This is a genomic window from Gemmatimonadaceae bacterium (assembly GCA_016720905.1).
GTDB lineage: Bacteria > Gemmatimonadota > Gemmatimonadetes > Gemmatimonadales > Gemmatimonadaceae > Gemmatimonas.
Window position 1 is genome coordinate 94,446 of sequence record JADKJT010000030.1, and the last position, 20,875, is coordinate 115,320.

Here is a 20,875-nt window from a genome sequence, read left to right on the forward strand (position 1 = left end):
GGTGCGGGGGCGTTGCACGACGTCGTAACTTAGTGGCATGACCCCTGCCGATTACCCCTCCACCATGCCGGTGCGTGTTGTCCTGGCATCCCAGTCGCCACGCCGTCGTGACCTGCTGACGTTGATCGGCATTCCGCATGACGTACGCCCTGCGGATGTCGACGAAACAGTGCTCCCCGGCGAAGCACCTATCCCCCACTGCGAACGGTTGGCGTGCGCCAAGGCGTGGGCGCTGGCGGCCACCGAGCCCGACGCGCTGGTGATCGGGTCGGACACGATCGTGGTGATCGACGGTGACATTCTGGGCAAGCCGCGCTCGGAAGACGAGGCGCGCGCCATGTTGGCGCGTTTGAACGGCCGGACGCACATCGTGCATACGGCGGTGGCTGTAGTGTACCAAGGACGAACGAGATCGGGCGTCGAGTCGGTGTCGGTCACCTTTCGTGCACTGAATGCGGCGCAGATGGCCGACTATGTGTCGACGGGCGAGCCGATGGACAAGGCGGGCGCCTATGGTATCCAGGGATTCGGCGCCACGATTGTGGAACGCATCGATGGCGACTACTTCGCGGTCATGGGTCTCGCACTGGGCCGACTGGTTCGACTCATGGCCGAACTGGGCGTTGAATATCACTTCGGACCCTTGCGGTGCAACATCGGCGCACGCGCCTGGGTTGGCGGTGAGCCACCTGCATTGCGCGTTCGTCCGGCCGAGTAACGTTCCTGCCATCGCACCAACATCGCATGGACATCATCGACCGTAATGCGCGTCATGCGATCGTGTCGGTAGCTCATGTCCAATGGATAATCTTCGCCAGGATCGCCGTACGCATCGATCAGCAGGTCGCGGGAGAAGTCGTAGGGGCCGACGCGCTTGGGATTCGTATACCCCATGAGCCCGATCACCGGTGTCCGCAAGGCCACCGCCAGATGCAGGGGCCCGGTATCGGGTGACAGCGCCACGGCCGCGCCGTCGAGAATGGCGGCCAGACGGCGCAATCCGCTGCCGAGTGCGGAGTGGGCCATCGGTGCGGCGCGCAGGATGGTCGCCTCCGCAGCGAGCTCGCGCGCCGATCGTCCGCCCACCAGCACGGGCTGCAGGCCGAATTCGTGCCACAACACGTGACACACTTGTGCCCAGCGCTCCGGCATCCAGTCCTTCTCCGCCTTGCTGGTCGCCACCACGATCGGCGCGATGGGCCGATCGAACTGTGACAGGAACCCCTGCTGCCACTGGCGTTCCGACTCGTTCCAGGGGCCGAGCGTCCATGACGGCGCGCCATGCGGCACGGCCAGTGCGTCCAGAAATTCGAAGTACTGATCCTGGACATGCTGGCCGACGTGCGGGGGAATCTGATGGCTGGTAAACACGGAATTCATGTCACGTGCACGCGCTCGATCAAATCCCAGCTTGATCGGGCTGCGCGTGAACGCCGTCACCAGACCGGCTTTGAAATACACCTGCAAAGCGAGCACCACGTCGAAGGGACGATCGGCGAGGGCCCGACGCACGTCGATAAACGCCCTCCATCCACGCGCGCGATCGAAGGGCACGATCTCATCGACCAAGGGATGGCCGCGTACCAGCGTTGCCGGTCCCGGCTGCAGCACCCACGTCACGACACTGGCGGGTGCATGGGCCTTGAGCGCGTGGATCAGCGGCATGACGTGCACCGCATCGCCGACGGCACTCATCATCACGATGCCGATACGATCGAGGCGGGTCGGCGGAAGCGATGGCGACAGGTTGGTATCGTGGGTCATCGGCGCGCACCGTCATCGGTGCCTGCGCGTGCGGCGCGCGCGAATTGCTCCAGGAGGTCGTCCGACAACGGGCAGCCGAACTGACGACGCCACTTGCGCATCGATCGGATCAATCGCGCGACGTTTGCCTCCATCGTGTCCGCCGGTGTCCGGCCGGCGTCCCATCGCACGACATCGACATCAATCACCATCGCAGTCAGGTGGCCGGTACTCGCGCGCACCACGAGGATGTTCTTCACATTGAGGTCAGGGTGGACCACGCCTTCAGCGGCCAATCGCAGCAACAGTGTCCTGGTGGCGGCGAGTGCGTCATCGCGGTCGATCTCGGGAACCAGGCCGGCCACGATCATACCCAGATCGAAAGCGTCCTGGACCAATCGTGACACCACGTCCACGCGAACACAACCGAACCCGGCCGGATAGGAAACGAATCCCAGCACGTCGGTGGTCGGGACGGCATGCTGACGGAGCCGGACCGACGTGGCGTACTCCGCTTCGGCGCGACGGGTATTGCGGAAGCGATCCGTCGAGAGGGGGGCGAGGAGGCCGCCATGCCATGCGTGGCGCACGACGACAAGATCGTTTGACGCCGGGAGTGCGGCCACGTAGACCGGGGCGCGACCGCGCAGCGCGCGCGGCTGCGGCTGCTGAGCGGCCCACTCGTACGCGGTGCCGTGCGAGGCGACCAGCGCGGCGAGGTCGTCAACGATGGCGGGCGTGGCGGCAACCTCCGCTTCGCCGATACGTCGGCGCACCAACGGGAGGGCGGCCAACGATGGATGGTTCACGGCAACACCTCCCAGACCGCCATCGCATTGTCGGCACGTCGTTCCAGCACGATGTCCTCGCGCGCGACCAGCGTCGCACCGTCCACGAGCGCCACCCGCATCGCATCGGTGATCAGGATCTCGCTGCCGCGGGCGCGCGCACACAACTTGTTCGCCAGGTTGACCGTATCGCCGATGATCGTGTACTCCAACCGTCGCGGCGAGCCGATGTTTCCGACAAATGCCTCGCCGCAGTGCACCGCGATCCCTGCCTGCAACTCGGGACGTCCTTCGGAGCGCCACCGCGCATTGAGCGACCGCAATCCCTCCTGCATCGCACGCGCCGCGTGGACGGCGCGCATCGCATCGTCATCGCGCGGTTCGGGCGCACCCCAGTAGGCCAGCAGCGCGTCGCCGATGAATTTGTCGAGTGCACCATCACGCTCGAAGACACAGTCAACCATCGCCCCGAAGTACTCGTTCAGCTGCGCGGCCATGGCGACTGGCGGGAGTGACTCGGCGATCGCCGTGAATCCGCGAATATCGCTGAACAGCACGACCACTGGCTGCCGGTGACCACCGGGAGCCATCGACCCGCTGGTGGCCGCGATGCGCTCGGCCAACTGCGGCGAGAAATACCGTTCGAAGTTCTCGCGCACGTGCGCCGCGTGACGCAGGCGCGAGGCGGTGGCCTCCCGCTCGACGGCGGCGGCGGCAATTCCGGCGAAGGCCACCAGGAAATGCAGGTCGTCTTCTGAAAACGCGCGCGCACTCCGTACGTTGTCCACATAGGCGACCCCCAACGTCATTTGACCATCGCCGAGGAGCGGAGCGGCCATGGCCGAGCGAACGGCCTGGCGTACCACGGAATCGCCGGCGGTGCGGGTGTCTTCGAGCGCGTCATGCGTCAACAATGCCACCTGTCGCTCGGACACGCCGTTGACGATGGCACGGGGAACCGAGCGCTCCACATCACCGCCCGGCGCGTCGCGCACGACGCGCAGTTCCATCTCGCCCGTGGGACCCTGCAACAGCACCGCGACGCGATCTGCATCGAAGGCGCCGAACAGGTCGTCCACAATGATTGGCAGCAACTGTTCGACGCTGGTCAGGCCGCCCAGTCGCTGCGCCAGTGTCACCAGCTTGGCCAGTCGCTGACCGGCAACCTCCGCCACCGCAGTGTCCCGTGAGGGGACGGCGCGTTCGAGCACGACGGTGGCCGAGCCGTCCAGCGTGCTGCCGGTGATCGCCGGTCGGCGATCGGCGTCTGTCCGTTCGAGCACGGTGAATACCACGGTGCCAAAGGCCACGGCGTCGCCTGGCACGGCTCGACCTGTCTTGACCCGCGTACCGTTGATCCACGTGCCATTGCGCGAGTCGAGGTCGACGATCGTGATACCGCTTTCATCGGCGCGCAGCTCGGCCTGACGCCGGGAGACACCGGCATCGAGAATGGGGAGTTCGCATGAGATGTCCCGACCAGCCACCAACACGACGCCATCCTCAATCAGAAAGCGTCGATCGCCGGAGGTGGAAACGAGGACGAAGGTCACCGGTCAGCGCCCTGAGGCAGTGGCCACGCCGCTGTGCGCTGCGCGCACACGGCCGATCGCCGTCAACAATGCCCGTGCCTTGTTCTCTGTTTCTTCCCACTCGCGCGCCGGAATGGAGTCATGCACGATGCCACCGCCGGCCTGGATGGAAGCGATCCCATCGGCGATGACGCAGGTGCGAATGGTGATGGCGAGATCCATGCGCGTATCGCCCGCACTGATGAATCCAAGAGCCCCGGCATACGGGCCACGCCGCTCCGGTTCCAGTTCGTCGATGATCTCCATCGCACGCACCTTGGGCGCCCCAGTCATCGTGCCGGCGGGGAAGACGGCGCGGAACGCGTCCAGGGCGCTGGAACCGTCAGACAGTTCTCCCTCCACCTGACTGACGATGTGAAAGACGTGAGAATACCGCTCGACGGTCATCAGATCGGTCACACGGACCGTACCGTACCGCGCGAGGCGCCCGACATCGTTGCGGCCCAGATCAACCAGCATGACATGCTCGGCACGCTCCTTTTCGTCGGCCAGCAGTTCCGACGCCAGCGCCTGATCCTCCTCGGCCGTCCGACCACGCGGCCTGGTGCCGGCAATCGGACGCACGGTGATACGCCCGTCAGCGACGCGAACCAGCAACTCGGGAGAACTGCCCACCAATTCCAGACCATCGAGCACCAGATGGTACATATAGGGCGACGGATTCAGCGCCCGCAAGGCGCGATACAAGGACGTCGGACTGAAATCGAGCAGCAATTCCATGCGTCGCGCGAGCAGCACCTGGAAGACGTCGCCCGCCAGAATGTATTCCTTGATACGGTCGACGTCGCGCTCGAAGGCCTCACGGGTGTATCGCGATGTCGGCACCGCAGGTGGAGCACCCGCATCGAGCGCCAGCGGCTCGAGGACGTCAGGTCCGTGCAACCGCGCGATCGTGTCATCGAGCGTGGCCGTGGCATGTCGATGCAAGCGTTCCAGCGCGTCCGTGCTCGCGCCGGGCGGAATCGGCACCGACACGATGACGCGGGCCTGACCGCGCCAGTTGTCGATCACCACCAGCGCGTCGGTGAAGACGAAGCACGCATCCGGCGCGTTCAACGTGCGCGGCGGTGCGTGGGGAAGGCGCTCGATGTGCCGCACCACATCGTAGGCGAAAAATCCAACCGCGCCGCTCCAGAACGAACCCAGTTCCGGCGCGTCGACCGGACGCATATCGCGCACAATGTCGCGAAGGTCGGCAATCGGGTCCGCCGGTGTGCGCGCGGCATGCCAGCTGTCCGTTGGCGTCCAGTCCTCCACGACGCCGTCCCGCAGCCGCCAGGCACCTCGCGGTTCGGTCCCGAGGTACGTATAGCGGGCCCACGTTTCGCCGGCCGGCGCCGATTCCAGCAGGAACCCGAACGGGCCTCGCCGCAGCTTGGCGTACGCGGCGACCGGGGAGCATTGGTCGAGAAGGCAATCGCGCCACACCGGCACCAAGCCACCGTCCGCGAGGCAGGGTGCGGCTCGAGCGAGAAAATCGGAAAGCGGAGTCATCGTTGATGGAAGTTCGCAGGCCTACTCGCACCGAGGCAAGCGAGTCCGTAACATTGGCAGATGCACCTGCTCGACGGCCGCACCACACGCATTGATGCCGGCGTCATTGACGTTGTCGTTCTGGCGCCCGTGTCCCTTACGAACGCGGCCGAGGCACTGTCACGGCCGCGCAGCGAGGCTCGCTGGCGTGTGCTGACCCTGCGTCGCGCACCGGGCGTCCGGTGCACTGGCGCCTGGGAACTGGTGCATGGCAGCATCGAGACTGGCGAGCGACCCGCGGATGCCGCGCGTCGTGAAGTATGGGAAGAGACCGGTTTGGGCGTGCAGCGCCTGTACAGCATTGCGGTGAATCCGTTCTATCTTCACCAGACCGACACACTGCAAATGGCGCTGGTGTTTGCCGCGATTGTGACGCCCGAATGCACTGTCACGCTGGGACCGGAACACGACGACTGCGCGTGGCGATCTCCGCGCGCCGCGACGAAGGTGTTGGCCTGGCCACGGGAGCACCAGGCCATTCGCTACACCATGCATTTGCTGCGGGGCGGCGACGCGGGTGCCGCGGAAGACGTGCTGCTGGTGCCGTAGGGGGAGCGTCTTACGGACTGGGTTTCTTGCTCATGGCGGCCGCGCGACTGCGCACCAGCGATCGCTCGCGTTCAATTGCCTGCAGGACGCGACTCCAATCGGTGACGCTGGGCGTGCCTTCCATCATGGCGGTGGTCGGCTGGTTCACATCGATCTGACCGTCGAAGATGAACAGCGCGGACTGCACTTCGCGTTGTCGCAAGCGGTACTCCCCAAAGCCAGCGCTCAGTGGAAGAACGTCCAGGGGCCGGAAGTCGCGCCCGGTGTTGCTGATGATGAACTCCTGTGGCGAAAAGCGCGTTTCGCCTTGCTCAAGCGCAAAGAAACTGACGTACCAGATTGAGTAGGACGGCAGGCGGTTGCGTTCCTTGACCGTCTGCACCGCCTGCTGCTTGCTGGCCACGAGGTCGCGCAGTGCGCGATACGAGTCCGGTGAGAGCAGGCGAATGAGACGCTCGTCCAGCGGAATGGCTCGCACCTGCAGCCCTGATGACGGCGCGACCTTGAGGGCAATATCATCCTGTTTGAGCGACCCGAAACCGGCGGGCACGAAGTTGGGGTCGAGCGTATCGCCGGCGGCACCGGTTTGCCCGGCTGGCGGCACCTGCGCCGTGGCCGGGTGGCCCGTCGCGCAAGCGACCGTCAGCGCCATCAGGGGCAACCACAGCAGTCTGCGCGTGGTGTGCATCGCGCGCCTCATCGGTTACGGGGTGAATGCCTACTCGGCCGGTTCCGAGGACTTCCAGTCCGGTTGTGCCAGCAATGATACCAACGCCGCCGCGAGGTCGTCGCGGCCGGCCCCAGTCGTTGCGCTGAACGCCACGATCTGATCGGCTTCCGTGCCGATGTCACTCGCCAGCGCGGCCATCCGTGGTCCAACTTCCGCCGCACGCAACTTGTCGACTTTGGTGGCCGCCAGAATGGTTGGTACCCCGAGATCCGCCAGGAAATCCAGCATCACCCGATCGTCCTCGGTTGGGTCCCGTCGCACGTCCAGCAACAACACCACACCGCGCAAGTGCGCGCTCTCCGACAGGTACCCTCGATGAGCGGACGCCATTCCGCCTTTCGGGCTTTTGAAATGCGGGCGTAGCCATAGCCGGGCAGATCCGCCAGCACAAAGGTGTGGTTCACGTTGAAGAAGTGAATTTCGCGCGTGCGGCCGGGCGTGTTGCTGACGCGCGCGAACGACTTGCGACGCATCAGCCGATTGAGCAAGGACGATTTGCCGACATTGGAACGCCCGGCGAAAGCGATTTCCGGAAGCACATTTTCCGGCTTCCATCCCTCTTTCGTCGCCATCGGCCCAAGGTATTCCAGGTGCCGAATGACGAGGGGGTCGTCGGTCACGTGGGCCGGTCCACGCGGTCGGCCACCGTGGTGACGTCGGTGCGACCGGCCACAATCGGCGTGCGAAGGGCCAGCGCCAGCACTTCGTCCATGGTCCGCACCGGGTGCCAGGTCACGGCCGCGCGAACGTCTTCCGGCAGTTCGGCAATATCCTTGAAGTTGCCCTGCGGCACGATCACATGGGCAATGTGATAGCGATGCGCGGCCACACCCTTCTCCCGCAAACCCCCGATGGGCAACACGCGACCGCGCAGCGTGACTTCGCCCGTCATCGCCACATCACCGCGTACGGGAATACCAGTGAGCGCGCTGGTCAGCGCCGTCGCGATAGCGATCCCCGCCGACGGACCGTCCTTTGGTGTCGCACCCGACGGCAGGTGCACGTGAATGTCACGCGTGCGGTGGAAGTCCGGCGAAAGGCCCAACTGTGGGGCACGCGAGCGCACATAACTCAACGCCGCCGCCGCCGACTCCTTGATCACGTCGCCCAGTGTCCCTGTCAATTGCAGTCGCCCGCGCCCCGGCACCACGCTGACTTCAATTTCCAGCAGCTCGCCGCCGACGCTTGTGTACGCGAGCCCGGACGCCACGCCCACCTGATCCACCAACACCAGTTCGTCAGGATCGTGCGGTGCCGGCCCCAGCATGCCGTGCAGATTCTCGCGACTGATGACCGTCACACCATCCACCTTGGTGCCCGCACCAACGCCGCTCAGCGATTGCCGCGCGATCTTCCGGGCCAATCGACCCAGTCGACGCTCCAAGTCGCGCACACCCGCCTCCTTGGTCCATCCACGGATGATGGCCGTGAGGACGTCGGGCGCGACCGACACCAGCTCCGGACTGATGCCGTGTGCCGTCAGTTGCCGCGGCAGCAGGAATCGCCGCGCAATCGCGAGTTTCTCCGGTTCGAGGTACCCGGGCAGCCGGATGATTTCCATCCGATCGCGTAACGCCTCGGGAATCGATCCGATCGTATTCGCCGTCGTGATGAACAGGACCTGCGACAGGTCGTAGTCCACCTCGAGGTAGTGGTCGTTGAACGCGTGATGCTGTTCCGGATCGAGCACCTCCAGCAATGCCGCCGCCGGATCGCCGCGCCAGTCGCTGCCCAGCTTGTCCACCTCATCCAGCAGGATGACGGGATTCACCGTTTCCGCGCGCCGCATCGCCTGCAGGATTCGCCCGGGCATCGCACCGATATAGGTGCGGCGATGTCCGCGAATCTCGGCTTCATCACGCACGCCGCCCAGCGCCATCCGCACAAATCGACGACCCAGCGCCTGCGCGATGGAGCGACCCAGCGACGTCTTGCCGACCCCGGGCGGACCGACAAGGCATAGAATGGGGCCGCGAATCGCGCCGACTTTGCCGAGGACGGCGATGTAGTCGAGAATGCGATCCTTCACTTCCTCGAGTCCGTAGTGATCACCATCCAGCACGGCCCGCGCATGTTCGATATCGATCGTATCGTCGCTGCGCGCCGTCCACGGCAACCCCAGCACCCAGTCCAGCCACCCGCGGGCCACCGCCGCGTCCGGGGACATGGGCGAGGTGCGCCGTAGCTTGCGGAGTTCCCGTTGCGCCCGTAGCGCGATCGGTTCCGGCAGTCCGCGCTCGGCGATCTGGCGGGCCATCTCCTCGCCCTCGTCGCCGTCTTCCTGCCCCAGCTCCCGGTGGATGGCCCGCAACTGCTCCTGCAGGAAAAACTCGCGCTGGTTCTGGAACAGCGAACCCCGCACCTGTTCGTCGATCTTGCGTTCAAGCTTGAGCAGCTCCAGCTCGCTCCCCAGCAACTGCACCAATCGATCGCTCAGGACATCGAGCGTGGGCGATTCCAGCAGGCGTTGACGGTGCTCGATGGTGACTTGCATGTGCGCCGCGATACCGAACGCGACCCGCTCCTCGTCATCAAGCCCCTGCAATAATCCCACAACCTCCGGGGGCAATCGACGCTGCAGTCCCGCATACTCCTCGAACAGCGTCATGGCATGACGCACCCGCGCGTGTGTCGTCTCGCTGTCGCTGTGTTCGAGCGGGAAGGGAATCACCCGCGCTTCGAATAGCGGGCTGCCCTTCGCGGTGACAAAGCGCTGCACTTTGACGCGCGAAAGTCCTTCCACGAGAATCTTGGTCGTGCCGCCGGTCAGTCGGGTCACTTGCTGCAGTCGCCCAACCACCCCGATGCGATGCAGATCCGCCGCCGACGGCGTGTGCACGTCGGAGGAGCGCTGCGTCACAATCAGCAGTTCCTTGGCACCCTCGGTGGCCTCGCTGACCGCCGCCAAAGAGCCGGCGCGACCGATAAGCAGGGGCATGGCGACGTGGGGGAACAACACCACATCGCGAAGCGGAAGGACCGGCAGGCGCTCACGTGGGCGCTTCGTACCGGTCCTCGGGGTCTGACGCGGACTCAGGCTTCCTTCTTCTGTCGCTTGGGCGCGATCTCGAGGAGCGGCGCACCGCCATGCTGCACGGAGGCTTCGGTCACCCGCACCTCAACCACATCATCGCGCGTCGGCAGATCGAACATCGTGTCGAGCAACGTCTCTTCAAGGATGGCACGCAGCCCGCGAGCGCCCGTGCCCCGCTTGAGGGCCTTGGCGGCAATCGCGCGCAGTGCGGTCTCCTCGAACGTGATTTTGACTTCTTCGAGATCAAAGAGACGCTGGTACTGCTTGGTGAGTGCGTTTTTCGGTTCCTTGAGAATCTGCACCAGCGTATCCTCGTCCAGCGCTTCCAACGGCACGCACACCGGCAAGCGACCTACGAGTTCCGGAATGATGCCAAAGCGCAGCAGGTCATCCGGCTCGACTTCGGCGAATGGCGTCTTGACGGTGGTCTGCTTGATGGGGGTCACCTTGCCATCACCCTTCTCGTCACCAAACCCGATCTGGCGCCGACCCGTGCGGGCCTCGATGATCTTCTCCAGACCGTCAAACGCGCCACCGCAGATGAACAGAATATCCTTCGTGTTGATCTGGATGTACTCCTGCTGCGGGTGCTTGCGACCGCCCTGCGGCGGCACGCTGGCCACCGTGCCTTCGAGAATCTTGAGCAGCGCCTGCTGGACACCCTCGCCTGACACGTCGCGCGTGATGGACGGATTCTCCGACTTGCGCGCGATCTTGTCGATTTCGTCGATGTACACGATGCCGCGCTCGCATTCGGCGACATTGAAGTCACCCGCCTGCAGCAATCGAACCAGGATATTCTCCACGTCCTCACCGACGTAACCGGCTTCGGTCAGCGTGGTGGCGTCGGCAATGGTGAACGGCACATCGAGAATGCGGGCCAGCGTCTGAGCCAACAGGGTCTTGCCCACGCCGGTGGGGCCGATCAGCAGGATGTTCGATTTGTCGAGCTCGACATCGTCTTCCCGCGCCGAACTGGCGGCGTTGATGCGCTTGTAGTGGTTGTACACGGCCACCGACAGCGCCTTCTTGGCCAACTCCTGTCCGATCACATACTGGTCGAGGATGCCCTTGATCTCGCGAGGGGTGGGTACCTGCGTGATCGCTTCAGCGACCTCCCGCTCCTCGTCCTCCGCCAGGATCTCGTTGCAGAGCGCGATGCACTCATTGCAGATGTAGACCGACGGTCCGGAGATGAATTTCCGGACCGCGTCCTTGGATTTTCCGCAGAATGAGCAGCGCAGGTGCTTGTCGTGGGACATGTCGGTCCAAGCGGGTGGGCATCGGGCAGACCGAACAGGCTGCCCCTCTCGTAGTTAACCCATCCGTACGGGCAGGGTCAAGCGAATCCGTGATCCATACCTGAGGACCCTGGAGCTGCTGCCAGACGAGTCTCGGCAGCGGGACGGGAAATCGACAGCCGACAGCCCCATTTCCGGCCCAAAACCGGTGTGAGCCGCCGAAATCAGGGGCAGACGTCAAGACGGCCAAGGGAGTACCCCTTGGCCGCCTCATACCCGGCAATGCCCCAACCGTTCGGCTAGGCCTTCGTCAGCTCGGTCTTCGTGAGCTCGGCCTGATGCGAGATCACGATATCCACCAGCCCATACACCTTGGCCTCTTCGGCCGACATGAAGCGATCGCGGTCGGTATCGCGTTCCACCTGCTCGACTTCACGCCCGCTGTGCTTGGCCATCAGTTCGTTCATCTTCGAGCGCAGATACAGGATTTCCCGTGCCTGAATTTCGATATCGGACGCCGATCCGCCACCGCCATTCTGGGACGGCTGGTGAATCATGATGCGGGAATGCGGCAGGGCGCTGCGCTTGCCGGCCGCGCCGGCACACAGCAGAAACGCGCCCATGCTGGCCGCCATGCCCATGCAGGTGGTATACACGGGCGCCTTGATGAACTGCATCGTGTCATACATCGCGAGCCCCGCCGACACGCTGCCGCCTGGGGAGTTGATGTACAAATGGATGGGCTTTTCCGGATTGTCCGCATCCAGAAACAGCATTTGCGCAATGATGATGTTCGCGACGTCGTCGTTGATTGGCGACCCCAGGAACACGATACGGTCCATCAGCAGCCGCGAGAAGATGTCGTACGTCCGCTCGCCGCGGCTGGACCGCTCGATGATGTACGGCATGTAGATCGATGCCATGTAACGCCTCGACTGGTCGTGAGTAGTGGGAAGACGAACCGTTATGCGGAAACCGGATTGCGCTCGAGCAACCACGCAAACACACGGTCTTCGGTGAGTTCGCGCTCAATTTCCTGCAATCGGCCTGCCTTCTGGAGCTGCGCGTACACCTGCCCTGGGTCTGCGTTCCGTGCCTTCGCCATCTCTTCGATCCGCGTGTCGACGTCAGCGGCGCTAGCCGCCAGCGACTCACGCTCGGCGAGCGTGTCGATGACGAGATCACGGCGCACCTGCTTCTCGGCCATCGGTCGAAACTCCACCGCGAAACGCTGCTTCTCGGCGTCCGGCACCCCGTACATCTGCATGTAGCCTTCGATCAGTTGATTCACCCAGCTGTTCGGGACTTCGAACGCATTGGCGTCAACAATCTTCTCGATCAACTGACCGCGAACGTCGGCGTCGGCTTCGCGCCTGGCGTGCTCAGTCATATCCACACGCACCGCCGCGCGCAGGGCTTCCAGCGTGTCGAAATCACCAACTTCCCTGGCGAACGCATCGTCGAGCGCCGGGAGTGACTTACGCTTGACGTCGGTAACGACCACTCGGGCGTTCTTGGTGGTGCCACGCTGGGATTCATCCGGGAAATCGTCGGGCCAACGCACCGGGCGTTCAATGGTTTGGCCCGGACCGGCCTCCATAATGAGCTCCTCGATGCCCGCAATCGCCTGACCACCGCCCAATACCAGGCGGTACTCGCGACCTTCGGGCATCGTGCCGTCCGCGTCGGCGGTCGACAGCATCACGGTCACCATATCGCCGGGTGCCGGCTTGTCTTCCACGGGCGTCCAGTCGCCCTTTTGCTCGCGCAGCTTTTCGATCTGCTCCTCGATCAGCTCGTCCGTGACGGCGGATAGTCGACGGGAGATACCCAGGCCGTCGATTTTGGTCAGCGACAGTTCCGGCCGCAGCTCGCAGTGCAGCTCGAATTCCAGGGGCTGACCGGGCTCGGACTTGAGGCTGTGCACGTGCGGTTGGGAGGCCAACTTCAGGCTTTCCCGTTCAACCGCTTCCTTGAATGCCTCGTTGATCACCAGCTCGATGGCTTCCTGACGGATCGCCTCAGCGAACTTCTTGCGCACCATCGACGGCGGTGCCTTGCCCACCCGGAATCCGGGGAGGCTCACCTGCGAGGCGTATTTCTTGGCGGCCTGATCTTCATACGACGCGACCGTCTCGGTCGGCACCGAGATCTGCAGACGGCGCGAAATCCCGGTCTGCTCGGTCGGAGTGATTGTGATGTTCATTGGACAAAACTAAAACTGCGGCGGGGAGAACTGCAGTCGTCAGCGCCGTTCGGAGGGCCCGATCATCTCGGCGACGATCTTTCCGCTCGAAATGACGCCCGGCAGTCCCGCCCCGGGGTGTGTGCCGGCACCGCAGAAATACAGGTTGCCGATGTCCCGGCTCTGGTTGTGCGGGCGGAAATAGGCCGACTGCGTCAGCACCGGCTCCGGCCCGAAAGCGCTCCCCAGGTAGCTGTTGAGGGTCCCTTCGAAGTAGCGCGGGTCAATACGACGTTCGGTCACCAGATGCCGGGACAGATCGGGCAGGTAGTGCTGCTCGAGGAAGCCCATGATGCGGTCGCGGTAACGCTGGCCCACCGCGTCCCAGTCGATGTCTCCGCCCAGGTGCGGGACCGGCGAGAGTACATACCAGCAATCGTGGCCGTCCGGCGCGAGCGACCGGTCGGTGGCGGTGGGACGATGCAGGTACAACGAGAAATCGTCCGCCAGGATCTTGCGTTCGAAAATGTCTTCCAGCAGCTCGCGATAGCGCGGGCCCATGATGATTTCGTGGTGCGCAATGTCCTCGTAGCGACGGTTCGTGCCGAAGTAGATCACGAAGAGCGACATCGAGTAGCGATAGCGGGCGATCCTGGCATCGCTCATGGACGGACGCACAGCAGCTGGCAGCAGCGTGCGATAGGCCTGGGCGAGATCGCCGTTGCACACCACGGTATCGGCCGCGATGTGCTCGCCGTCAACCAGTCGTACGCCGCTGGTGCGCTTGCCGCCGGGGACCAACGTGATTTCGGCGACTTCGCTCTCATAGCGAATCGTGCCGCCCAAGTCCTCGAAGGCGCGAATCAGTCCGCCCACCAGCGCGCCGGTGCCACCCATGGCAAACAGTACGCCCCACTGCTGCTCAAGCTTGTGAATCAGGGCGTACATCGAGGAGGCGCGAAATGGATTGCCTCCCACCAGCAGCGGGTGGAACGAAAACACCTGTCGCAGCCGCTCATCCTTCATGTACTTGGCCGCCATGCTCGCCACCGACCGATCAGACCGACGACGGATCAAGTCGGGCACCACCTTGAGCATCGACGCCATCGTGGTGAACGATTTGTCGATGAGCGGCATGCCAAGGTTGAAAATCTTCCACGCTTCCTCGCGAAAACGCTCGTAGCCCGCCACATCGTCGGGGTTGAACGCGCGTACCTGCCGGATGAGCGCTTCCTTGTCGCCATTGTAGTGAAAGACCGACCCATCCCCGAACCGGATATTGTAGAATGGATCGAGCGGCACGAGTGTCACATAGTCTGCCGTCGTGTTTCCGGTGAGCGCGAATAGCTCATCGATCACCCAGGGTGCGGTGACGATGGTTGGTCCCGCATCGAACGTGAAACCGTCCTGCGTGAAGACGTAGGCCCGTCCGCCCGGCTTGTCGAGCTTCTCGACTATGGTGACATCGTGGCCCATCGCCTGCATGCGCATGGCTGCGGAGATGCCACCAAATCCGCTGCCGATCACCACGATGCGCATCAGGCGGTTCGTCGGGCGTGCACGGCGGCGATCAGCGGCCACCCCATGGCGAGCGTCCCCAGCACACCGGCCAGCACCATGTCTTGCGCAAAGCAGATCGCGAGCGGCAGCAAGCCGTTCACCGCGTACAGCATCAGGGGCAGCGGCGACGGGGCCAACGCGCGCGCCCACATCGATGGCGGAACCAGCGCCAGCATCGTGCGGGCCACCAAAACGCCAGTCAGTAGCCATCCCAGCCAGTTGGTGAGCGGCATGCCGAAGTAGAACGGCGTTCCGATGAACTGCGCGAACGCCGAGGCCTGTGAGAGGTCGGGCACGAACCACAACCAATGTGTGGTTTTCACCATGGCCGGATCCATCGACACATCCCACGCCGTGAGCACGAGGCCGCCCACCAGTGCCCACCACCACTTCGACCGCGAATCATCCTTGGCCGGCAGAAAGCGTCCACATATGGCGAGCGACGCCACCAACATGTAGAACCACGATGTCGGAATGTTGAACGGCACCAGTCCGGCGATCTTGTAGCCCAACTGGTCGGAATAGCCGTAAGCGCCGAACGGGAATCCGGTTCCGGTGCCAGCCAACTCGGCGCTCAACGACAACGTGAAGGCCGCTGCGAATACCAGGCCGGAGCGCGCGACGCCGACGGCCGACGCCAGAAAGGCAAATCCGGCAATCGCCCCCAGCACCACGGTGGTCTGTCCGCCGTAGGTGTATCCAATGCGCATCACCGCCTGATTGGTTGGTGTCTGCAGCCACGCGGGATACGGCGGCACCAGAAAGGTCGCAAAGGCAAACGCCGAAAAGGTGCTCAAGGCGGCGTGCGCGATGAGCGCGATGGCGGCCACGCGCAGCAGCAAGGCGCGCTGCCGGCCGGTTTCGTCAACGACGGTCACATCGGACATCCAGGCGCGTGCCGTCACGCCACCGACTCCGGACGAAAGCGCCAGGCGCTCCAGAGGATGCCGACGCGGGCCAGCTTGCCCAGTCGTGCCCGCGCCGAAATGGTGTCGTAATCCTGCGCTTCGATGGCTGAGAGAATTCCGGCGTATCCGGTGGCGCACGCGGTGGCACACCGCTGTGCATCGAGGGCGAGCAAGGCGATCCCTGGCACCGCCTCGGTGTACAGACTGCGGGCACGGGCAATTTCAAACTGCATCATCCGGCGCCATCGCGGATCACCGGGCAACTCGCGATTGGTCAGTACTTCACTCGTGGTCAGCCCGAATTGGGCGAGATCATCGGCCGGGAGATAGCAGCGACCCCGCTTCGCGTCTTCGCCGACATCACGCAGGATGTTGGTGAGCTGCATCGCGGTGCCCAACGTGCGCGCGTAGGCCACGGCGCGCGTGCGCGTGATCGGGCCGCCTGGCACGCCGAATACGTAGGTGCACATCTCGCCAACCGAACTGGCCACGCCCTGACAGTAACTCTCGAGCTCTGTCCACGAGGAATACATCGTGGATTCGAGATCTCGACCGACGCCATCCAGCAACTCGAACAGCGGCGCGGGGGACACCTCGAACACGCGGACAACCCGTGCCACTTCACGAAACACCGCACCGGTGGGTCGCCCTTCGAGCGCCGCCTTCAGGTAGCCGCGATACTCATCCAATTGCGTCGCCAGATCGCGACTGTCCACGGTGTCGGCCAGATCGACCAGATCGTCGGCAATCCGGCAGAATGCATACAGCGCGTACGCCGCGCGACGCTTCTCGGCCGGCAGCAGCTTGCTGGCCAGCGAAAAGGTGCGAGCGTGCGCCTGTGTGATCAGTTCGCATTCACGCACATCGGCGTTGGAGTCGCGAAACATCATGCAGGAATGCGCGGTGGCTGAGAGACGGGGAACATGCAACTCGGTCAGAATCGAAATGAAAGATGCCATCGATCTGAACGTCTCACCGCAACGTGAGTTCCCGCTTCGTCAATAGCGAGCTCATCTGTAAATCATGCGAACGCCCGGACTCGAACCGGGACAGGTTGCCCTACCAGCTCCTAAGGCTGGCGCGTCTACCAATTTCGCCACGTCCGCAGGCGGGCTTTGCGCAAGATAGGGGGTCAGACTCCACACACAACGAGACCGGCGATCGGATCGCGGAATCTGACGTGAATTCCGCGGTCCGATCGCCGGTCTTTGAGGGTTGTTGAAGCGCGACGCCGGGCGGTTCCTGCTATTCCCCCACGCGCAGATTCACCACCCGATTCCCCCCGCCCGGTCCGAGCGCCAGCACCATCAGGCTCACGTAGTCGCCGGTCTTGAGCCCACCGATCACCGCCTGCAAGTCGTTGACGCTCTTGATGGCGCGACGTGGCGTCGGGTACAGCACTTCCAAAATCACATCCGATCCGGCGAACAGCTTGTCGCGCGCTGGTCCGTCGGGGGCGACCTCACCCACGCGCACACCCCGGTCGGCCGAAATACCAAACTGCTTGGCCAACTCCGGAGCGATGGCCTCAACGGCAATACCGAGTTTGCCGGCCGTGGCAGGGGTGCCTGGCGCTGGCGTCGTTGCTGCGGCAACCCGCGCCACCGCCTCGGCCTCAACCAGCTTGACCTTGAACGACTTCTTGCTGCCGTACCGCAGGACGTCCACGCTGACCGTCTCACCCACCGAGCGCGAGCGTACGATGCGCTGCAGCGAACTGACGCGGTCAACTGACCGGCCGTCGATGGATACGATCACGTCGCCCACTTCCATCCCTGCGGTCTTGGCCGGTCCGCCGTCAGGCGGATTGAACGCACCCACCTTCACACCCGCGACCCGGGTCAGGCCGTTGATGCCGGCGTCTTCAGGCAGCAGTGCCTGTACGGACACGCCCATTACCGGCAACCGGACACGGCCATCCTTGATAAGCGCGTCGGCCACCGTCTTGACGAGAGTGATGGGGATGGCGAAGCCGTACCCCGAATAGAAGCCAGTCTGCGATGCGATGGCGCTGTTGAGACCGATCACCTCGCCGCGCAGGTTCACCAGTGGTCCGCCGGAGTTGCCCGGATTGATGGCCGCGTCGGTTTGGATGAAATCGGAGATCGTGAACCCGCCGGAGCGGGGCAGATCGATTTCACTGCCCCGACCCTTGGCCGAAATGATGCCGGCCGTCACGGTGAAGTCGAGGCCGAGCGGATTGCCGATGGCCAGCACCCAGTCACCGATGCGCGTCGATTCGTCGTTGCCGATGGGCAACGTGGTCAATCCCTTCGCGTCGATCTTCACCACCGCGACATCGGTGGTTGAATCAGTACCCACCACCCGCGCCTTGAACGACCGACCGTCACTCAGCAGGATTTGCACCTGATCGGCGTCGGCCACGACATGGTTGTTGGTGATGATGTAACCGTCGCTGGACAGGATGAACCCCGACCCCTCACCACGCTGTTGTCGCGGCGTCGGGTCACCACCGCCAAACTGCTGGAGGAAATCCTCCATGCCCTGCGGTACGCGACCATTCGGTCGAACGGCTCGCGTACGCGCGTTGCGCGTGGTATTCACTGCCACCACGGTGGGCGTCACGCGCTCGGCGATATCGGCAAAAGACGCGCCGTCCGGCACGCCGGAACCGCGCATGGCGACCGGCCTGGCGGTCGTTGACGGCTGTGCCCAACTCCATCGGGTCCAGTCCATGCCGGACGCGAAATAGACGCCGAAGACAAAACTGACGGTCGCCGTGGCGGCGAAACGAAAACGGGAGAATCGAGCTGCCATGTGTGTGAACCGTGCGATTCAGAGGTTGGTTCGATCGTGCCGGGAGGCGTTTGCCACCCGCGTGAAACATGGGGGCCAACCCAAATCTGTCAGGTCGACCCCCATTTCGTGAGACACCGAAACGCCGTCAGCTGTTTCCTGTGCGCTCGCTTTCGTGGCTCCGCACTTCTACGGAGCCCCCCACCTACTTCTTGTCGTCGACGATCTCGTAGTCGGCTTCGGCGACGTCATCCGCCTTGGCGCCGGCACCGGCTGTTGCCCCTTCCGCCGCCCCCGCGTCGCCGCCGGCGGCGTCCGACGGCGCCGACTCCGAGGCCGCCTGCTGTTGGTAGAAGGCCTGGCCCGCTTCACTGTAGGCCTTGCTCAGCTCTTCCTGTGCCGCACGGATCTCGGCGATGTCGTCACCGCGCAATGCCTTGCGGGCGCGCTCCACCGACGCATCGATGCGGGTCTTCATGTCGGGCGACACCTTGTCACCCCACTCCTTCACGTTCTTCTCCACCTCGTACGTCTGCGAGTCGAGGCGGTTGCGCACCTCGATCTCCTCACGCCGCTTCTTGTCCTCGATGGCGTTCTTTTCCGCATCCTTGACCATCTTGTCGATTTCACTGTCCGAAAGGCCACTCGACGCCTCGATGCGGATCTTCTGTTCCTTGCCGCTGGCCTTGTCGCGCGCGGTCACGTGCAGAATGCCGTTCGCATCGATGTCGAAGGTGACTTCGACCTGCGGCATGCCGCGCGGAGCGGGCGGAATACCGGTCAGCTGGAATTTGCCGATCGTGCGATTGTAAATCGCCAGATCGCGCTCACCCTGCAGCACGTGAATCTCGACCGTGGTCTGATTGTCATCGGCCGTCGAAAACGTTTCCGCTTTCTTCGTCGGGATGGTCGTGTTGCGCGGGATGAGTGTCGTCATCACGCCGCCAAGCGTCTCGATACCCAATGACAGCGGCGTCACGTCCAGCAGCAACACGTCTTTCTGTTCACCGGTCAGCACCGCGCCCTGAATGGCCGCGCCCACGGCAACGACTTCGTCCGGATTGACACCCTTGTTGGGTTCCTTGCCGAAGAAGTCCTTCACCACCTGCTGAATTTTCGGGATACGCGTCGACCCGCCCACGAGAATGACCTCGTCGACTTCGCTGGGCTGCATGCCGGCATCCTTGAGCGCCTGCTTCATGGGCTCGAGGGTGCGCTGAATCAGGTCATCCACCAACTGCTCGAACTTCGCGCGCGTAAGCGAGTAGTTGAGGTGCTTGGGCCCCGACTGGTCGGCCGTGATGAACGGCAGGTTGATGTCGGTGCTGTTCGCGCTCGACAACTCCATCTTGGCCTTCTCGGCGGCTTCCTTGAGACGCTGGATTGCCATCGGGTCCTTCGACAGGTCGATCGCCTGGTCGCGCTTGAATTCGGTGACGAGCCAGTCCATCACGCGCTGGTCGAAGTCATCGCCGCCCAAGTGCGTATCGCCGTTGGTCGACTTCACTTCGAACTGCCGCGTGCCGTCGACATCGTACAGCTCGAGCACGGAGATGTCGTACGTGCCGCCGCCCAGATCGAAGACGGCCACCTTCTCATCCTTCTTCTTGTTCTTATCAAGGCCGTAGGCAAGCGCCGCCGCCGTCGGCTCGTTGATGATGCGCAGCACGTCGAGTCCGGCGATCTTGCCCGCGTCCTTGGTGGCCTGACGCTGTGCGTCATTGAAGTAGGCCGGGACCGTGATTACCGCCTTGGACACCGAATGCCCGAGGTAGTCCTCGGCCGTCTGCTTCATCTTCTGCAGGATCATGGCCGAGATCTCGGGCGGGGTGTAGCGCTTGCCACCCACTTCCACCGCAGCGACATCATTTGGTCCGGCCACAATCCGATATGGCACTCGGCCCTGATCGCTCTGGGCCTCGGTGACGCGCCGACCCATGAACCGTTTGATCGAGAAGATGGTATTCTGCGGATTGGTCACGGCCTGCCGCTTGGCGATCTGCCCGACCAGGCGCTCGCCGTCCTTTGTAAAGCCGACCACCGACGGCGTCGTACGACCGCCCTCGGCGTTTGGAATAACGACTGGATCGCCACCTTCAAGCACCGAAACGACGGAATTCGTGGTGCCGAGGTCAATCCCGATAACTTTCTCAGCCATTGGTATCTCGTGGTGTGGAAGACTCGCCTAACCGCTGGTCGGCCGAGGGGCCGCCACTGCCGTGCTGTGAGGCAAGGGACAGGCCGGAAATTCGCTG

General features: G+C 63.9%; 18 protein-coding genes and 1 tRNA gene. 2 read left to right on the forward strand and 17 right to left on the reverse strand.

Annotated elements, in window-relative coordinates; translation table 11 throughout:
* Positions 1-64 precede the first annotated feature (64 nt).
* Positions 65-718 (forward strand): septum formation inhibitor Maf, encoded by a 654-nt coding sequence (gene maf / locus IPP90_19325; GenBank protein ID MBL0172816.1) that lies wholly within the window; start codon positions 65-67, stop codon positions 716-718.
* Here maf and IPP90_19330 read toward each other — a convergent pair.
* The 4 genes from IPP90_19330 to IPP90_19345 are packed head-to-tail and all read right to left on the reverse strand — an operon-like array spanning position 631 to position 5,617.
* Positions 631-1,764 (reverse strand): glycosyltransferase family 9 protein, encoded by a 1,134-nt coding sequence (locus tag IPP90_19330; GenBank protein ID MBL0172817.1) that lies wholly within the window; start codon positions 1,762-1,764, stop codon positions 631-633. The genes maf and IPP90_19330 overlap by 88 nt on opposite strands.
* Positions 1,761-2,552, reverse strand: a complete 792-nt coding sequence (locus tag IPP90_19335; protein MBL0172818.1) for a hypothetical protein — start codon at positions 2,550-2,552, stop codon at positions 1,761-1,763. The genes IPP90_19330 and IPP90_19335 overlap by 4 nt, the downstream gene beginning before the upstream one ends.
* Positions 2,549-4,084 (reverse strand): FHA domain-containing protein, encoded by a 1,536-nt coding sequence (locus IPP90_19340; protein MBL0172819.1) that lies wholly within the window; start codon positions 4,082-4,084, stop codon positions 2,549-2,551. The genes IPP90_19335 and IPP90_19340 overlap by 4 nt, the downstream gene beginning before the upstream one ends.
* 3 nt (positions 4,085-4,087) lie before the next feature.
* Positions 4,088-5,617, reverse strand: coding sequence for a chorismate-binding protein (locus tag IPP90_19345; protein MBL0172820.1), 1,530 nt, complete (start codon positions 5,615-5,617; stop codon positions 4,088-4,090).
* Positions 5,618-5,677: 60 nt separating this feature from the next.
* On the opposite strand from IPP90_19345, the gene IPP90_19350 reads away from it, so the two are divergent.
* Entirely contained in the window at positions 5,678-6,205 is a 528-nt protein-coding gene (locus IPP90_19350; GenBank protein MBL0172821.1) for an NUDIX domain-containing protein, read from the forward strand.
* A 10-nt stretch (positions 6,206-6,215) separates the two neighbouring features.
* Here the strand turns inward: IPP90_19350 and IPP90_19355 are convergent, their stop codons facing one another.
* The 13 genes from IPP90_19355 to dnaK all read right to left on the reverse strand — a co-directional run bounded on the left by IPP90_19355 (position 6,216) and on the right by dnaK (position 20,778).
* Positions 6,216-6,893: a hypothetical protein gene (locus IPP90_19355; GenBank protein ID MBL0172822.1), complete on the reverse strand. Its 678-nt coding sequence runs from the start codon at positions 6,891-6,893 to the stop codon at positions 6,216-6,218.
* Between the two features lie 30 nt (positions 6,894-6,923).
* Positions 6,924-7,265 (reverse strand): hypothetical protein, encoded by a 342-nt coding sequence (locus tag IPP90_19360; GenBank protein ID MBL0172823.1) that lies wholly within the window; start codon positions 7,263-7,265, stop codon positions 6,924-6,926.
* Positions 7,163-7,555 (reverse strand): ribosome biogenesis GTP-binding protein YsxC, encoded by a 393-nt coding sequence (gene ysxC, locus IPP90_19365; GenBank protein MBL0172824.1) that lies wholly within the window; start codon positions 7,553-7,555, stop codon positions 7,163-7,165. The genes IPP90_19360 and ysxC overlap by 103 nt, the downstream gene beginning before the upstream one ends.
* On the reverse strand, positions 7,552-9,897 hold the full coding sequence (lon, locus tag IPP90_19370) for an endopeptidase La (GenBank protein ID MBL0172825.1): 2,346 nt from the start codon (positions 9,895-9,897) through the stop codon (positions 7,552-7,554). The genes ysxC and lon overlap by 4 nt, the downstream gene beginning before the upstream one ends.
* Positions 9,898-9,968: 71 nt before the next feature.
* Positions 9,969-11,231: an ATP-dependent Clp protease ATP-binding subunit ClpX gene (gene clpX / locus IPP90_19375; GenBank protein ID MBL0172826.1), complete on the reverse strand. Its 1,263-nt coding sequence runs from the start codon at positions 11,229-11,231 to the stop codon at positions 9,969-9,971.
* 278 nt (positions 11,232-11,509) lie between these two features.
* Entirely contained in the window at positions 11,510-12,133 is a 624-nt protein-coding gene (locus IPP90_19380) for an ATP-dependent Clp protease proteolytic subunit (protein MBL0172827.1), read from the reverse strand.
* Between the two features lie 41 nt (positions 12,134-12,174).
* Positions 12,175-13,416: a trigger factor gene (gene tig, locus IPP90_19385; protein MBL0172828.1), complete on the reverse strand. Its 1,242-nt coding sequence runs from the start codon at positions 13,414-13,416 to the stop codon at positions 12,175-12,177.
* A 39-nt stretch (positions 13,417-13,455) separates the two neighbouring features.
* Positions 13,456-14,934 carry a phytoene desaturase gene (locus IPP90_19390; protein MBL0172829.1) on the reverse strand — a complete coding sequence of 493 codons (1,479 nt, stop codon included), beginning with the start codon at positions 14,932-14,934 and terminating at the stop codon, positions 13,456-13,458.
* Positions 14,934-15,860, reverse strand: coding sequence for a carotenoid biosynthesis protein (locus tag IPP90_19395; GenBank protein ID MBL0172830.1), 927 nt, complete (start codon positions 15,858-15,860; stop codon positions 14,934-14,936). The genes IPP90_19390 and IPP90_19395 overlap by 1 nt, the downstream gene beginning before the upstream one ends.
* A complete protein-coding gene (locus IPP90_19400) occupies positions 15,857-16,753 on the reverse strand; it encodes a phytoene/squalene synthase family protein (protein MBL0172831.1) in 897 nt (298 codons plus the stop codon). Before IPP90_19400 ends, IPP90_19395 begins: the two co-directional genes overlap by 4 nt.
* A 134-nt stretch (positions 16,754-16,887) precedes the next feature.
* A tRNA-Leu gene (locus IPP90_19405) sits at positions 16,888-16,969 on the reverse strand.
* 139 nt (positions 16,970-17,108) lie between these two features.
* Positions 17,109-18,641: a trypsin-like peptidase domain-containing protein gene (locus IPP90_19410; GenBank protein ID MBL0172832.1), complete on the reverse strand. Its 1,533-nt coding sequence runs from the start codon at positions 18,639-18,641 to the stop codon at positions 17,109-17,111.
* Positions 18,642-18,825: 184 nt separating this feature from the next.
* A complete protein-coding gene (gene dnaK, locus IPP90_19415) occupies positions 18,826-20,778 on the reverse strand; it encodes a molecular chaperone DnaK (GenBank protein MBL0172833.1) in 1,953 nt (650 codons plus the stop codon).
* Between the last annotated feature and the right edge of the window lie 97 nt (positions 20,779-20,875).

What these genes read in the sequence shown, in the direction of transcription:
- maf (MBL0172816.1), top strand. Translation starts at nt 65, where the DNA reads ATGCCGGTGCGTGTTGTCCTGGCATCCCAGTCGCCACGCCGTCGTGAC.
- IPP90_19330 (MBL0172817.1), bottom strand. Translation starts at nt 1,764, where the DNA reads ATGACCCACGATACCAACCTGTCGCCATCGCTTCCGCCGACCCGCCTC.
- IPP90_19345 (MBL0172820.1), bottom strand. Translation starts at nt 5,617, where the DNA reads ATGACTCCGCTTTCCGATTTTCTCGCTCGAGCCGCACCCTGCCTCGCG.
- IPP90_19350 (MBL0172821.1), top strand. Translation starts at nt 5,678, where the DNA reads ATGCACCTGCTCGACGGCCGCACCACACGCATTGATGCCGGCGTCATT.
- IPP90_19355 (MBL0172822.1), bottom strand. Translation starts at nt 6,893, where the DNA reads ATGCACACCACGCGCAGACTGCTGTGGTTGCCCCTGATGGCGCTGACG.
- IPP90_19360 (MBL0172823.1), bottom strand. Translation starts at nt 7,265, where the DNA reads ATGGCGTCCGCTCATCGAGGGTACCTGTCGGAGAGCGCGCACTTGCGC.
- clpX (MBL0172826.1), bottom strand. Translation starts at nt 11,231, where the DNA reads ATGTCCCACGACAAGCACCTGCGCTGCTCATTCTGCGGAAAATCCAAG.
- IPP90_19380 (MBL0172827.1), bottom strand. Translation starts at nt 12,133, where the DNA reads ATGGCATCGATCTACATGCCGTACATCATCGAGCGGTCCAGCCGCGGC.
- tig (MBL0172828.1), bottom strand. Translation starts at nt 13,416, where the DNA reads ATGAACATCACAATCACTCCGACCGAGCAGACCGGGATTTCGCGCCGT.
- IPP90_19390 (MBL0172829.1), bottom strand. Translation starts at nt 14,934, where the DNA reads ATGCGCATCGTGGTGATCGGCAGCGGATTTGGTGGCATCTCCGCAGCC.
- IPP90_19400 (MBL0172831.1), bottom strand. Translation starts at nt 16,753, where the DNA reads ATGATGTTTCGCGACTCCAACGCCGATGTGCGTGAATGCGAACTGATC.
- IPP90_19410 (MBL0172832.1), bottom strand. Translation starts at nt 18,641, where the DNA reads ATGGCAGCTCGATTCTCCCGTTTTCGTTTCGCCGCCACGGCGACCGTC.
- dnaK (MBL0172833.1), bottom strand. Translation starts at nt 20,778, where the DNA reads ATGGCTGAGAAAGTTATCGGGATTGACCTCGGCACCACGAATTCCGTC.